General features: G+C 69.0%; 12 protein-coding genes. All 12 read right to left on the bottom strand.

Annotated elements, in window-relative coordinates:
* Positions 1–267 precede the first annotated feature (267 nt).
* The 12 genes from tyrS to argC all read right to left on the bottom strand — a co-directional run bounded on the left by tyrS (position 268) and on the right by argC (position 14,148).
* Positions 268–1,536, bottom strand: a complete 1,269-nt coding sequence (gene tyrS, locus OG947_RS21700; protein WP_328812851.1) for a tyrosine--tRNA ligase — start codon at positions 1,534–1,536, stop codon at positions 268–270.
* Positions 1,537–1,580: 44 nt separating this feature from the next.
* Complete coding sequence (locus OG947_RS21695) at positions 1,581–2,228, bottom strand: DNA-3-methyladenine glycosylase (RefSeq protein WP_056447992.1); 648 nt, start codon at positions 2,226–2,228, stop codon at positions 1,581–1,583.
* A gap of 31 nt (positions 2,229–2,259) precedes the next feature.
* Entirely contained in the window at positions 2,260–2,484 is a 225-nt protein-coding gene (locus OG947_RS21690; RefSeq protein ID WP_027506733.1) for a Trm112 family protein, read from the bottom strand.
* Positions 2,485–2,533: 49 nt separating this feature from the next.
* A complete protein-coding gene (locus OG947_RS21685) occupies positions 2,534–5,491 on the bottom strand; it encodes an AMP-binding protein (RefSeq protein ID WP_328814089.1) in 2,958 nt (985 codons plus the stop codon).
* A gap of 109 nt (positions 5,492–5,600) precedes the next feature.
* Complete coding sequence (gene argH / locus OG947_RS21680) at positions 5,601–7,028, bottom strand: argininosuccinate lyase (RefSeq protein ID WP_027506735.1); 1,428 nt, start codon at positions 7,026–7,028, stop codon at positions 5,601–5,603.
* Positions 7,025–8,251, bottom strand: coding sequence for an argininosuccinate synthase (locus tag OG947_RS21675; protein WP_056447988.1), 1,227 nt, complete (start codon positions 8,249–8,251; stop codon positions 7,025–7,027). Before OG947_RS21675 ends, argH begins: the two co-directional genes overlap by 4 nt.
* A gap of 52 nt (positions 8,252–8,303) precedes the next feature.
* Entirely contained in the window at positions 8,304–8,825 is a 522-nt protein-coding gene (locus tag OG947_RS21670) for an arginine repressor (protein WP_197027837.1), read from the bottom strand.
* Positions 8,804–9,751, bottom strand: a complete 948-nt coding sequence (argF, locus tag OG947_RS21665) for an ornithine carbamoyltransferase (RefSeq protein ID WP_328812850.1) — start codon at positions 9,749–9,751, stop codon at positions 8,804–8,806. Before argF ends, OG947_RS21670 begins: the two co-directional genes overlap by 22 nt.
* Positions 9,748–10,956: an acetylornithine transaminase gene (locus OG947_RS21660; protein ID WP_328812849.1), complete on the bottom strand. Its 1,209-nt coding sequence runs from the start codon at positions 10,954–10,956 to the stop codon at positions 9,748–9,750. The genes argF and OG947_RS21660 overlap by 4 nt, the downstream gene beginning before the upstream one ends.
* Positions 10,953–11,855 (bottom strand): acetylglutamate kinase, encoded by a 903-nt coding sequence (gene argB / locus OG947_RS21655; RefSeq protein ID WP_027506740.1) that lies wholly within the window; start codon positions 11,853–11,855, stop codon positions 10,953–10,955. The genes OG947_RS21660 and argB overlap by 4 nt, the downstream gene beginning before the upstream one ends.
* Positions 11,852–13,093 (bottom strand): bifunctional glutamate N-acetyltransferase/amino-acid acetyltransferase ArgJ, encoded by a 1,242-nt coding sequence (gene argJ / locus OG947_RS21650; protein ID WP_328812848.1) that lies wholly within the window; start codon positions 13,091–13,093, stop codon positions 11,852–11,854. Before argJ ends, argB begins: the two co-directional genes overlap by 4 nt.
* On the bottom strand, positions 13,090–14,148 hold the full coding sequence (gene argC, locus OG947_RS21645; RefSeq protein WP_328812847.1) for an N-acetyl-gamma-glutamyl-phosphate reductase: 1,059 nt from the start codon (positions 14,146–14,148) through the stop codon (positions 13,090–13,092). The genes argJ and argC overlap by 4 nt, the downstream gene beginning before the upstream one ends.
* Positions 14,149–14,173 lie beyond the last annotated feature (25 nt).

Below are 14,173 nucleotides of genomic sequence, written 5' to 3'. Positions count from 1 at the left end.
GCCAGCCGCACGGAGCCGAGTCAAGACTCGAACTCTTCGGTGACCAGGATGTCAGATGATCTACGGAGCCGGTGATCGAGGCCTTGCGGTCTCGGTCCGTGTCCGTGTCGCTCTGACTCGACAAAAGTTACGCGACGGATAACAGTGCGTCAAATCCGCAGGTCGGCCACACGACGGGCTCGCGACCATGCAGGTCAGCGCGCCGCTCCGGCGCCTCGCGGGCCTTCGAGTGCTCGAACCCCGACTGTGACCCCGCGCACGCGTGGCTCACACCGAGCGCCGTACGCCGGCCATGTTCTTCTTACCCCGACGCAGCACCAGCCACTCACCGTGCAGGAAGTCGTCCGCGGAGGGAGTCCAGTCCTCGGCAGCGATCTTCTGGTTGTTGACCGACACTCCCCCCTCCTTCACCACACGACGGGCGGCGCCCTTCGACTCGCACAGCGACGTGTCGACAAGAAGGTCGACGATCGTGCGCTCCTCCCCTGCCGGCAGCTCGGCGATGTCGGTCTCCGACAGCGCGGCCGACAGTGTCCCCGCGTCCAGGTCGCGAAGCTCTCCCCGGCCGAACAGGGCGGAGCTGGCAAGTTCGACGGCCACGGTGTTGTCCGCGCCGTGCACCAGCGTCGTCATCTCCGCCGCCAGTCGCTTCTGCGCCGCGCGGGCCTGGGGTCGTTCTGCCGTCGCCGCCTCGAGTTCCGCCAGCTCGTCACGATCGAGGAACGTGAACCAGCGCAGGTACTTCACGACGTCGGCGTCGGCCGTGTTCACGAAGTACTGGTACCAGGCGTACGGCGACGTCATCTCGGGGTCGAGCCACAGGCTTCCGCCACCGGTGGACTTACCGAACTTCGTGCCGTCCGCCGCAGTGACCAGAGGAACGGTCAGCCCGTGCACGGCGTCGCCGTCCATACGTCGGGTGAGATCGATACCCGCGACGATGTTGCCCCACTGATCCGATCCGCCGACCTGCAAGGTGCATCCGTGCTGCCGATGCAGGTGCAGGTAGTCCTGCGCTTGCAACAACATGTAGCTGAACTCGGTGTAGGACATCCCGTCCGATTCGAGGCGCTTCTTCACCGTGTCCCGCGCCAACATCACGTTGACGGAGAAGTGCTTGCCGATGTCGCGGAGGAAGTCGATGGCAGACAGCGACGCGGTCCAGTCGAGGTTGTTCGCGATGACCGCACCGCCGGCACCCTCGAAGTCGACGAAGCGAGAGAGCTGACCCTTGATGCGATCGGCCCACTCGGCCACCGTGTCGCTCGAGTTCATGACGCGTTCGCCGACGTCACGCGGATCACCGATGAGTCCGGTGGCTCCGCCGGCCAGCACGATCGGACGATGACCCGCACGCTGGAAACGTGACAGGACCAGCAGCGGAACGAGGTGCCCTGCGTGCAAGCTCGGTCCCGTCGGATCGAATCCCGCGTAGAGGGTGATCGGGCCGTCCGCGGTGGTCGCCGCTGTCAGTGCCTCGATGTCTGTCGACTGGGCTATCAGTCCACGCCAGGTCAGGTCCTCGATGATGCTCACACCGCTGATTCTTTCGCATGCACGCACGTCACCCGACGGCGCCCTCAGGCCTCAGTACCGGGCTCCCCGGCGGGGTCTGTCGGAGCTCGCGGGTTCCGTCGATAGGCAGACACGGCCACCGAGGGAATCCAGAAACGCCACGGACGGTCGGGAGCGGTGGACACGCCGACACGAGGACCTGACTGTACCGGTGACGCCGTCTCGTCCGACAGCGTCACCGACACTTCCGCGCTCTCGGCGAAGACACGAACACCGTTGTGGGCCAACGACAGTGCGAGAACACTCCCGACGTTGCCAGGTCCGCGCGCCATACCGAACTCCGGTGCGCGGGGCCGCCGCGTCCTGGCGACCGCGAGACCGTCGACGACCTCACCCGCGCGGATCAGGACGGCGCCGGCCGTTCCGTCAGGACCACAGACGATGTTCGCGCACAGATGCATCCCGTAGCTGAGATAGACGTACAGGCGACCGGGCGGCCCGAACATGACCGAGTTGCGCGGTGTGGGGCCTCGGAACGAGTGCGCCGCGGGGTCGGGCCAGGGTCCGCCGGGATCTCCGCCGTACGCCTCCACCTCGACGATGCGCAGCGTGACGCCGGCGCAGGTCAGACTGGCGCCGAGCAGACGCGTCGCCGCGTCGACGGGAGTCGCGGACCCGAGAAGTCGTTCGGACGGCAGTACGGGGCCGGTCATGTCGGCGATCGACGAGTCGCAGTCGCTCCCGTCACTCCGCGATCGGAGCGGGCGCGGTCGCCCGAGCCAGAATGTCCTCGTGCTCGGCGTCGGTGGCGTCACGCGCATCGTCGATGAGCAGCACCGGAATGCCGTTCTCGATGGGGTAGACACGGCGCAGCCGGGGGTTGTAGAGCAGCTCGTCCTGGATCAGCAGAAGCGGACCCTTGTCCTGCGGGCAGGCGAGAATGCTGTGCAAGCGAGCATCGACGCTCAAGAGGACTCCTCGTTCCGTCGTCGCGTCGGTCTTCCGACGCGGTCTCACCCTACTGATGCGCGGTGAAGCGCTCCGCCGCCACTGCCTTCGTCATGCGCTTGTACTCGCCGGACGTCGACGCCAGATACCAGGTCTTGACCCCCGGACCGGGCAGTCCGGCAGCGCGCAGCGTGTCGTCGAGCGGTCGGAACGCGCGGCTCAGCGGGATGTCCGCGACCACGTGCACGACGTCGGGTCGCTCGGCCGGATCCAACACCAACAGCGCATCCGACACCATCGACGCCGTGAGGTTCTGACCCGCCCGCACGGTCACCGCGCACACCGACCACTGGTCACCGTGCTCCCCGATGCCGTACGCCACGGCCAGGTCCACCGGCTCCGCCTCGCCGATCGCGTCGGCTATCGGCTGCGGGTAGACGGGTCCGCGTGCGGTGGTGATCACCGAGCGCTTGTGCCCGAGCAACCAGTAGTCACCGCCCTCGTCCCGACGGAACAGCAGGTTGGTCGGAGTCCACACGTCGCCGGCACTGAAGACACCACGCATGAACGCGCCGCTGGAGTCGTCCAGTCCGGGGCGGCCGAGCAACAGGCCGGGTTCGCCGGTCTCGCAGTGTCGGACGAATCCCTGCTCGTCCACGAGGTACCGACCCGAGACGGCGTCGTATGCCGCGAGTTCCACCCGTGCACTACCCGGCAGCGGGCGACCCTTTGCCCCGATCTTCGTTCCCGCCACGTTCGCGAGGACGACGTCGCCCTCGGTGGACGCGTAGAACTCGAGTACCCGCGCAGGTGCCAGTCGTTCGAGCGTGTGCCGCCACAGGTTGGTGGGCATGCCCGATCCGATGAGGAGCCGTACGGCGTGCTGTCCTCGGTGCGGAAGGGACTCCGACGTCAGGATGTCCCGCATCATGGTCCACGTGTAGGACACGACCGTGACGCCGTAGCGCTGCACCTCGTCCGCGAAGCGCTCGGGCTCGACACCGCGCGACAGCGCGATGCGGGACCCGCCCGCCAACGCGCCGCCCACCGCCACGAGCAGTCCGGCCGAATGGTGCAGCGGCGCCAGGCAGTACACGGTGTCGCCGCGGGACAGACCTGCGGAGCTGGCCGTACCGAAGGCCGACAGAGCCCAGCGGTAGTTGGTGATGAACTTGGCATCCAGGGTGTCGTCGTTCCCGCTGAACAGCACGAAGGCGAGTTCCCGTGCGCGCCCGGGGTCGGGGACGTACCACCCCGGCAACTCCACCGTCGACGGGTCGACCTGCTCGAGATCCACGACCAGGTCGGAGTCCTCGATGTCGAGCGAGCGGGACTCGCCGCCGCCCAGGACCAGCACGTCCAGTCCGTGGTCGACGGATCCGGCCAGATTGTCGGGGTCGACGATCAGCAGTTCGACGCGCCCGAGTCGCAGCGACGCCGAGAGATCGCTGGTGGGCTGCAGCATGACGGCCACCGCACCGATGCGGGACAGTGCGGCGACGGCGGCGAGTGCGCTCGGACGTGTCTCCATCAGCACTCCGACGTGCATCGCGGGGCGTACACCGTTGACGATCAGGCCGCGCACCACGTTGTCGATGCGCTGGTCCACGGCGGTGTAGGAGTACACACGGTCGTCGAACACGAAGCACTCACCGGCACTCGCGCGCCGAGCCTGCTCACCGAGCAGACGACCGAGGGAGACCTGCGAATGAGGTTGCAACTGGCCGAGTCTGGCGAGACGGGGCAGTGTGCGAGCGGCCTCGGACGAGATCTCACGAGACCCCTTCACGGCCCCGGCCGCCGCCGAGGCGATGCCGCGACCGAGACCCAGGCCGACCTCGGCGATGGTGGCCGCGGTGTGGACGAGACGATTTCCCACCGACACGCCGCTCTCCGAGGCCGGGTGCTCGTCGTACCCCATGGCGTGCACCTCGACCGGCCGCGGCCCCAGGCCCTCGCGCCACCGGATCCACCCCGCCGTGCTCGGCCACGTCTGCGTGGCCGCGGTGCTCCCCACCACCAGTCCGAAGTGCCCGGCGCGGAGCCCTGCTTCGTACACCTTGGCCCGCGGAGCCGCCTTGCGGATGCCGCGCACCGCGAGCGGTTGGCCGATGTCGTCGACCTCCCCCACGAACGCGAGGATCGGCATGGTCAGTTCCGCGAGCGAGACGACCTTGCCGCGGATGGAGAACCCACCCGTCATCATGCGGTTGTGCACGACGAACTGCGTCAACAGTTCCGCGACCGCCGGGCCCGACCAGGCGACCCACCCGTCCATCGCGAGGAACCGGCGCTGGGACTCGCGGGGCAGGAGCGCGTCCCGGTCGTGGAGCTGGAGCAGGAAGTCGATGCGCGACTTGACGGTCTTGGCCGGGTCGAGCAACTGGAACCCGGTGCGGGCCATCCAGTCGGTCACCGCGAGACGCGTGAACACGTGCTCGGCGAGGAACTCGGCACCCTTGGTGGCCACGTTCGCCGGGATCCCGAGAGGGAGCGCCGCGAGGGTGTCCACCGGACTGCCGAACGTGATGATGCTGGCGATGTCGCGACTCGAGCGGTACGCGGCGGCCTGGTAACAGAACATGCCGCCCTGCGAGTACCCACCGAGATGGACCTCGCGACCCGTCCGCTCGGCGACGATGTCGATGATCTCGCTGATCGCGACGATGTGGTCCGCCAGCGTCCGGTTCCACCCGCCCTCCTCGGTGGCCGGCGAACCGAAGTCGACCACCCAGGGGTCCATCCCCGCCTCGTGCAGGATGCCGACGCCGCCCTGGTCGCGGGTGACGTCGTAGACGTCGGCCGACATCATCATCGGCGGTACGAGCACGACGGGCGGACCCGCCTGCTCGGACTCCGGGAAGTACCGACGCAGCCGGTACATTCGATCGCGCGCGACCACCGAGAAGGGAGACGGAACGGCATCCGTCTCGAGTCCCCCGAGACGGATGACCTCGAGCCCGTTCTGCGCCGTGGCGACCACACGCCGCAACGACGTCGCGACCGACCCGGTGTCGATTCCCAGCAACTGCACTCCTCGAAGGCGGCATCGATTCGGTCGGTGTGGTCCACGACTCGTCGACCGATGAGGACACAGCGTCTCACACCACTCCGACCGCTCGGATCGGGTCGTCCCGTCAGGCCGTGATCCACGTCCTGAGCTCGCCCGCGGTGCGCTGGACCACGATGATCTGCTCCGCCACCCGCGCGGGCGCGGTACCGCCGCGGCTGTCCCGCGAGCCGATGGATCCGTCGACGGTGAGCACCGAGCGGACCTCCGGTGTGAGCGCCGGGTCGATCGTCGCGAACTCCTCGTCGGTCAGTTCGTCCAGACCCACACCGCGCGACTCCGCACGTCGCACGCAGTCGCCTGCCACCTCGTGGGCGTGCCGGAACGGCACACCGTTGCGGACGAGCCACTCGGCGATGTCCGTCGCCAGCGTGAATCCCGCCGGCGCCAGCTCGCGCAGCCGGTCGGTGTGGAAGGTGAGGGTGGACACCAACCCGGTCAGGGCGGGCAGAAGCATCTCGAGCTGGAGCACCGAGTCGAAGACGGGCTCCTTGTCCTCCTGCAGATCACGGTTGTACGCGAGGGGCTGAGCCTTGAGCGTCGCGAGCAGACCGGTGAGATTGCCGATCAGTCGCCCGGTCTTGCCGCGCGTGAGCTCCGCGACGTCCGGGTTCTTCTTCTGCGGCATGATCGAACTGCCCGTCGACCATGCGTCGGCGAGTGTCACGTAGCCGTACTCCGGGGTGCTCCACGACACGATCTCCTCGGCGAGCCGCGACAGGTCCACGGCAGTCATGGCCAGGACGAACGCCGCCTCGGCGGCGAAGTCGCGCGAACTCGTCGCGTCGATCGAGTTCTCCGCGGAACCGTCGAACCCGAGCTCCGCGGCGATCTTCTCCGGGTCGAGTCCGAGCGACGAGCCCGCCAGGGCGCCCGAACCGTAGGGCGACACCGCGGCGCGGCCGTCGAAGTCCCGGAAGCGCTGCACGTCCCGCAGCAGCGGATGGGTGTGTGCGAGCAGATGATGCGCGAGCAGGACCGGCTGCGCGGCCTGCGAGTGCGTCTTGCCCGGCATCGCCGCGTCGGGATGTGCCTGCGCCTGCGCGGTGAGGGCCTCGACCACGTCCAGCACGCCCGCCGACACCCGCCGCACCGCGTCCCGCAGCCACATCCGGAACAGGGTCGCGACCTGGTCGTTGCGCGACCTGCCGGCACGCAACCTGCCGCCGAGCTCGGGTCCGACCCGGTCGATCAGCCCGCGCTCGAGTGCGCCGTGCACGTCCTCGTCGGACTCTGCGGGACCGAACGCACCCGAGTCGACGTCGGCGGCGAGCTGATCGAGGCCGGTGAGCATCGCCTCGAGATCGCCCGCCGTCAGCAGGCCGGCCGAGTTGAGCACACGTGCGTGAGCCTTGGAGGCACGGACGTCGTACGGGGCGAGCACCCAGTCGAAGTGGGTCGACTTGCTCAGCGCCGCCATGGCTTCCGCGGGACCCGACGCGAAGCGCCCACCCCACAGAGCGCCCGCGTTGGTGCCGTGAGCGGGTGACGTCACAGGTCCGACTGTCCCTGCGCCGCCACCGCGCCACGGTCACGGCTGGCCGCGATCTTGGACGACAGGCCGTGCAGCTGCACGAAGCCCTTGGCCGACGACTGATCGAAGGTGTCGCCCGCGTCGTAGGTCGCGAGGTTGAAGTCGTACAGCGACTCCCCGCTGCGACGACCGTTCACGACGACGGTGCCGGCGTGCAGCACCAGGCGGATCTCGCCGGACACGTGCTCCTGGGTGTGCTGGACGAAGGTGTCGAGTGCACCCTTGAGCGGCGAGAACCACAGGCCGTCGTAGACCTGCTCGGCCCACTTCTGGTCCGTGTGCCGCTTGTAGCGGCCGAGCTCGCGTTCGAGGGTGACGTGCTCGAGCTCCTCGTGGGCACGGATCAGGACCATGGCGCCGGGAGCCTCGTAGACCTCGCGGCTCTTGATGCCGACGAGCCGGTCCTCGACCACGTCGAGGCGGCCGACACCCTGCTTGCCCGCACGGGTGTTCAGTTCCTGGATCGCCTGCAGCACCGACACCGGGCGGCCGTCGATGGCGATCGGGCGTCCCTTGTCGAACGTGATGACCAGCTCGTCCGGCGCGTTGAAGTTGGCCGTCGGATCCTCGGTGTAGTCGTAGACGTCCTTGGTCGGGGCGTTCCACAGATCCTCGAGGAACCCGGTCTCCACGGCGCGACCCCACACGTTCTGGTCGATCGAGAACGGCGACTTCTTGGTGACGTTGATGGGGATGCTGTTCTCCTCGGCGAAGGCGATGGCCTTCTCGCGGGTCCAGGCGTAGTCGCGCACGGGGGCCAGCACCTCGAGCTCGGGCGCGAGCGTGTTGAAACCGACCTCGAAGCGCACCTGGTCGTTGCCCTTGCCGGTGCAGCCGTGAGCGACGACGGTGCCGCCGTGCGAGCGCGCGTTCTCGACGAGGTGCTTGACGATGAGGGGACGGCTGATGGCCGACACCAGCGGGTAGCGGTCCATGTAGAGGGCGTTCGACTGGATGGTCGGCAGGCAGTACTCGTCCGCGAACTCGTCCCGAGCGTCGACGACGACGGCTTCGACGGCGCCGCAGTCGAGTGCGCGCTGCCGAATGACCTCCATGTCCTCGCCACCCTGGCCGAGGTCGATCGCCACGGCGACCACCTCCTTGCCGGTCTCGCGGCCGATCCAGCTGATGGCGACAGAGGTGTCGAGACCGCCGGAGTAGGCGAGGATGACGCGTTCGGCCATGGGGTGTGTGCTCCTTCGTGTGATTCGGACGTTCTGGGTTCGGACTGGTGGTTCAGCGCGCGAGATTCTCGATGCGGTCGGCGAGCTCGCGTCCGGACAGCGGATCGCGGGCGATCACGAAGATGGTGTCATCCCCCGCGACCGTTCCCACAATCTCGGGCAGTGCCGCCCGGTCCAGTGCACTGGCGAGATAGTGCGCGGCTCCGGGCGGCGTGCGGAGAACGGCCATCGTGGAGCTGGCGTCGGTGGAGACGAGCAACTCGCCGAGCAGCCGGGAGAGCCGATCGGTGCCGCCCGCGACCCCTCGGACCGGGCTGCCGTCCTCGGGAACGACGTAGACGCCCGCACCGCCGTCGGCGGCGCGAAGTTTGACGGCGCCCAACTCGTCGAGATCGCGGGAGAGAGTGGCCTGGGTGGCCTCGATCCCCTCCGCCGCGAGCAGCGACTGGAGTTCCTGCTGCGATCGGACCTGGTGGGTGGAGAGCAGGGCCACGACGCGCGCCTGGCGCCCGGCGCGCGTCGACGACGTCACCGGGCCCTGCGACTCGGCGGTCACGGCGTCCGTCGTCCCGATGCCGCCTGCTCGAGCAGCCACACCAGGACGGCCTTCTGTGCGTGCAACCGGTTCTCGGCTTCGTCCCACACGACGCTGCGAGGGCCGTCGAGCACCGTGTCGCTGATCTCCTCGCCGCGGTGGGCTGGGAGGCAGTGCAGGACGAGTGCCTCCGAGTCGGCACGGTCGAGCAGCGACTCGTTGATCTGGAACGGGCGGAGGGGTCCGACGCGGTCCAGGCCGTCGTTCTCCTGTCCCATCGACGTCCACGTGTCGGTGACCAGCACGTCGGCTCCGGTCGCGGCGGCGATCGGATCGTTCGTGACGGTCACGCTCGCTCCCGTCCGCTCACCGCGCTCCTGCGTGGCCGCCAGCACCGACGGGTCCGGCACGAAGCCCTCCGGGGCGGCGATCGTGACGTCGACGCCGGCGGTGACGGCGCCGAGCATCAGGGAGTGCGCCATGTTGTTGGCACCGTCGCCGAAGTACGAGAGGCGCAGACCTCTCAACGATCCCTTGCGCTCGGCGAGCGTCTGGAGATCGGCCAGCACCTGGCAGGGGTGGAAATCGTCGGACAGCGCGTTGACGATGGGCACGCTCGCCCCCGTCGCCATCTGCTCGAGGCGCTTCTGCCCGAACGTGCGCCACACGACGGCGTCGACGTAGCGGGACAGTACGCGCCCGGTGTCCTGCAGCGTCTCCTCGCGTCCGAGCTGCGTGCTGCGGCCGTCGACGACCACTGCGTGGCCGCCGAGCTGCGCGATGCCCATCTCGAACGAGAAGCGGGTGCGCGTCGAGTTCTTCTCGAAGATGACGCCGACGCCGCGCGGACCGTCCAACGGGCGCCGCGAGAACGGCGCCTTCTTGAGTTCGGCCGCGAGAGCGAGGATCTCGGCCTGCTCCTCGGGGGAGAGATCGTCGTCTCGAAGGAAGTGCCGCAGTGTCACGAGGTCGCCTCTGCTGTCGGCCGCGCCTCGTCGAGGACCGCGGGAAGTGCACGGACGAACGATGCTGCCTGCTCGTCCGTGATGATCAGGGGCGGCGCCAGACGCAGGACGTTCGCCTGCGCCGCGTTCACCAGGAAGCCTGCGTGGCGGGCCGCGGTCTCGACATCGGCCGCCACCGGCTCGGTGAGGACGATGCCCAGCAGAAGGCCCGCACCCCGTACGTGATCGACGAGGGGATGTCCGAGCGCCTCGATGTCGTGTCGCAGGATCTTGCCCAGCCGGTCGGCGTGCGAGAGCAGATCCTCGGACGCGAGAGTGCGCAGCACGGCCAGGGCCGCCGCCGAACACACCGGGTTGCCACCGAATGTGGTCCCGTGCTTGCCCAGGGTGAGCATGGCGGCTGCCGGGCCGATGCCGATGCAGGCGCCGATGGGCAGTCCCCCGCCCAGCCCCTTCGCGAGGGTGATGACGTCCGGGACGATGCCGAACCGCTGATGGGCGTAGAACCACCCCGTACGGCCGATGCCCGTCTGGACCTCGTCGAGGATCAGCAGGGCGCCGTGGCGCGCAGTGATCTCGCGCGCTGCGGGCAGATAGCCCTCCGGCGGGACGACGACTCCGCCCTCACCCATGATCGGTTCGAGGAAGACGGCGGCCGTGTTCTCGTCGACCGCCGCCTCGAGCGCGGCGATGTCGCCGTAGGGAACGTGCGACACACCGGCGGGCATGGGCTCGAACGGAGCCCGCTTGTCCGCCTGCCCCGTGAGCGCGAGGGCTCCCATGGTCCGACCGTGGAACGCGTTCTCCGCCGCGATGATGTTCGGTCGACCCGTGAGACGTGCGATCTTGAAGGCGGCCTCGTTCGCCTCGGTGCCGGAGTTGCAGAGGAACACCCGAGCATCGCCGCCGGCCGCGTGACCGAGGTGCTCGAGGAGGTGCTCCGCCAGTTCGATCGACGGCGGCGCCGCGTAGAGGTTGGACGTGTGGCCCAGCGTCGTCAGCTGGGCGGAGACCGCCTCGACGACGGCAGGATGTCCGTGGCCGAGGATGTTGACCGCGATCCCGGCGAGGAGATCGAGGTACTCCTTGCCGTCGGCGTCCGTCACCACGGCTCCCGAACCGCCGACCAGCGCCACGCGCGGCACGCCGTAGTTGTTCATCAGCGCATTCGAGAAGCGTTGCTGCAGTTGCTCCGTGCTGGTCATGCCCGTCCTCTCGTACTGCCGTCGTGCACCATCGTGCCGATGCCCTCGCCGGTGAACAGTTCCAGGAGCACGGAGTGCTCGAGTCGACCGTCGATGACATGGGCGCTGGGAACTCCCCCGCGCACCGCGCGCAGACACGCCTCCATCTTGGGGACCATGCCGGCGTCCAGGCCGGGCAGCAGTTCGGCGAGGACGTCCGCCTCGATCTCCGAGACGAGCGACCCGCGGTCCGGCCAGTTCGTGTAGAGCCCCTCGACGTCGGTGAGGACGACGAGCTTCTGCGCGCCGAGCGCCTCCGCGAGGGCCGCGGCCGCGGTGTCCGCATTGATGTTGTGCACGACGCCGTCCGCGTCGGGAGCGATGGTCGAGACGACCGGGATGCGCCCGGCCTCGATGAGGTCGTGCACCGCTGCGGGATTCACCGTCGTCACGTCCCCCACCAGACCGATGTCGGTGGCGACACCGTCGACGGTCACGGTGCGTCGAGTCGCCGTGAACAGGTGCGCGTCCTCGCCGGAGATGCCGACAGCGTAGGGGCCGTGCGCGTTGATCAGTCCGACCAGCTCGCGACCGACCTGCCCGAACAGGACCATGCGCACGACGTCCATCACTTCGGGCGTCGTCACGCGGAAGCCGCCGCGGAACTCCCCCACCAGTCCGAGTCGAGTGAGCATGGCGGTGATCTGGGGACCGCCGCCGTGCACGACCACCGGGTGGATACCGACGGTGCGCAGGAACGCCATGTCGGCCGCGAACGCGGCCTTGAGTCGATCGTCGATCATGGCGTTGCCGCCGTACTTGACCACGACGACCTTGCCCGTCCACTGCTGGAGCCACGGGAGGGCGCCGGCGAGGATGCGTGCGGTGTCGTGTGCGGACACGGGCTCGGACGACGTCATGACGAGTACGCCGAGTTCTCTTCGACGTAGGCGTGCGACAGATCCGTGGTCCTGATCGACGCCGACGCGGAGCCGACACCGAGGTCCACCTCGACCGTGATGTCGACGGCCGAGAGATCGACCTCACGAGCGCCGGGCACACCCATGCTGTCGACGCACACGGGATTGCCGTTGAACGACACGACGATGCGATCGGGATCGAGCGCGACCGGCGCGATGCCCACAGCGGCGAGAACGCGGCCCCAGTTGGGATCGGAGCCGAACAGCGCCGTCTTGACGAGGGAATCGCGTGCGATGGTTCGCGCCGCCACGAGTGCGTCCTGTTCGGACTCGGCACCACCGACCCTGACGATGATCCGCTTGGTCACGCCCTCCGCATCGGCCATCAGCTGATCCGCGAGGTCGTCGCACACCGCGAGGACAGCGGCGTCGAGTTCCTCCTGTGCCGCCTCGATGCCGCTGGCACCGGACGCGAGGAGCAGCACCGTGTCGTTCGTGGAGGTCGCGCCGTCCACGTCGAGTCGGTCGAAGGACTGTGCCGTCGCGTGCCGGAGGGCGCGATCGAGCTGATCGGCGCTCGCCACCGCGTCCGTGGTGACGACACACAGCATCGTCGCCAGCGAGGGCGCCAGCATGCCGGCGCCCTTGGCCATGCCGCCCACGTTCCAGCCGTTCTCGTGGTGGATCGCGGCCTGCTTCGGCCGGGTGTCGGTCGTCATGATCGCGTAGGCCGCATCGGTGCCGCCCGAGATGCCTCCGGCGAGCTCGTGCACCACCTCGGTGACACCGCCGAGCACCTTGTCCATGGGCAACCGGTCGCCGATCAGTCCGGTCGAACACACGGCGATCTCGCCGGCGCCCGTCTCGGTTCCCCAGTCGCTGAGGGTCGATGCGAGGTGCTCGGCGGTACGGTGCGTGTCCTGGAATCCGGGCGCACCGGTGCAGGCGTTGGCGCCGCCCGAGTTCAGGACGACGGCGCGGAGCCGACCGGAGGTCAGCACCTGCTGCGACCACAGGACGGGCGCAGCCTTGATCTTGTTCAGGGTGAAGACACCGGCCGCTGCCAGATCGGGGCCCTCGTTGACCACGAGGGCGACGTCGAGGCCCCCCTTGGCCCGGAGACCGGCCTCGACCCCGGCGGCCCGGAATCCCGCTGCCGACGTCACACCCTGTGTGCGGACGAGAACCCCGGGAGCGCGCGTGGGGGCGCCGGGAGAGGACTGGCTGTGGTCGGTCATGGTGCTGTTCCCACCGTGGAGAGTCCGGCGCTCTCGGGGAGTCCGAGAGCGATGTTCATCGACTGCACCGCGGCACCGGCGGTGCCCTTCGTCAGATTGTCGATGGCGGCGAGGACCACGAGCAGTCCCGCGTCCTCGTCGACCGCCACCTGCAGGTGGACCGCGTTGGACCCGACCACCGAACCCGTCTGCGGCAGCTGCCCCTCCGGGAGAAGGTGGAGGAAAGGTTCGTCGGCGCAGTACTTCTCGTAGACCGCACGCGCCTCGGAAGCTGACACTGTCGTCGGAGCGGTGCACGTCGCCAGGATGCCGCGCGGCATCGGAGCCAGCACGGGAGTGAACGACACGATCACCTCGGTGCCGGCGATGGCGGACAAGTTCTGCGTGATCTCCGGCGTGTGGCGATGCGCGCCGGCGATGCCGTAGGCACGGACCGACCCCATGACCTCGGAACCCAACAGGTCCGGCTTCGCCGCGCGACCGGCGCCGGAGGTGCCGCTCACGGCCACCACGGTCACGCGGGGCTCGACCATGCCGGCAGCGAACGCGGGCGCCAGAGCCAGCGACGAGGCCGTGGGATAGCACCCCGGGACCGCGATGCGCGTCGCTCCGACCAGGGCGTCCCGACCACCGGGCAACTCGGGCATGCCGTAGGGCCAGTGTCCGGCGTGCTCCCCGCCGTACCAGCGATCCCAGGCGGCGGCGTCGGTCAACCGGAAGTCGGCACCGCAGTCGATGATCAGCGTAGAGTCCGACAGCTGTTCGGCGAGGGCGGCTGACTTCCCGTGCGGGAGCCCGAGGAACACGACGTCGTGCCCCTCCAGGGCCGCGGCGTCCGTGTCCACCAGCACGCGGTCCGCGAGCGGAACGAGATGCGGATGGTGTTGCCCCAGCGTGGTTCCGGCGTTTCCACCGGCCGTCAGGGCGCCGATGGTCATCCGGCCGTCGAGCACTGCCGGGTGTCCGAGCAGCAGACGCAGGATCTCGCCACCCGCGTAGCCACTGGCGCCCGCGACGGCCACCCGGGTGCCCGTCGATGTCGATGCACTGTCCATACGATGATTATGCATGACGGTGCAA

It is taken from the genome of Rhodococcus sp. NBC_00297 (assembly GCF_036173065.1).
Taxonomy (GTDB): domain Bacteria; phylum Actinomycetota; class Actinomycetes; order Mycobacteriales; family Mycobacteriaceae; genus Rhodococcoides.
Note: the sequence above shows the minus strand (reverse complement) of the source record. Positions and strands in the feature narration are given on the sequence as shown.

Bases quoted from the DNA above. Each gene is read 5' to 3' on its own strand.
- OG947_RS21695 (WP_056447992.1), bottom strand. From the start codon at position 2,228: ATGACCGGCCCCGTACTGCCGTCCGAACGACTTCTCGGGTCCGCGACT.
- OG947_RS21675 (WP_056447988.1), bottom strand. From the start codon at position 8,251: ATGGCCGAACGCGTCATCCTCGCCTACTCCGGCGGTCTCGACACCTCT.
- OG947_RS21660 (WP_328812849.1), bottom strand. From the start codon at position 10,956: ATGACCAGCACGGAGCAACTGCAGCAACGCTTCTCGAATGCGCTGATG.
- argB (WP_027506740.1), bottom strand. From the start codon at position 11,855: ATGACGTCGTCCGAGCCCGTGTCCGCACACGACACCGCACGCATCCTC.
- argJ (WP_328812848.1), bottom strand. From the start codon at position 13,093: ATGACCGACCACAGCCAGTCCTCTCCCGGCGCCCCCACGCGCGCTCCC.
- argC (WP_328812847.1), bottom strand. From the start codon at position 14,148: ATGGACAGTGCATCGACATCGACGGGCACCCGGGTGGCCGTCGCGGGC.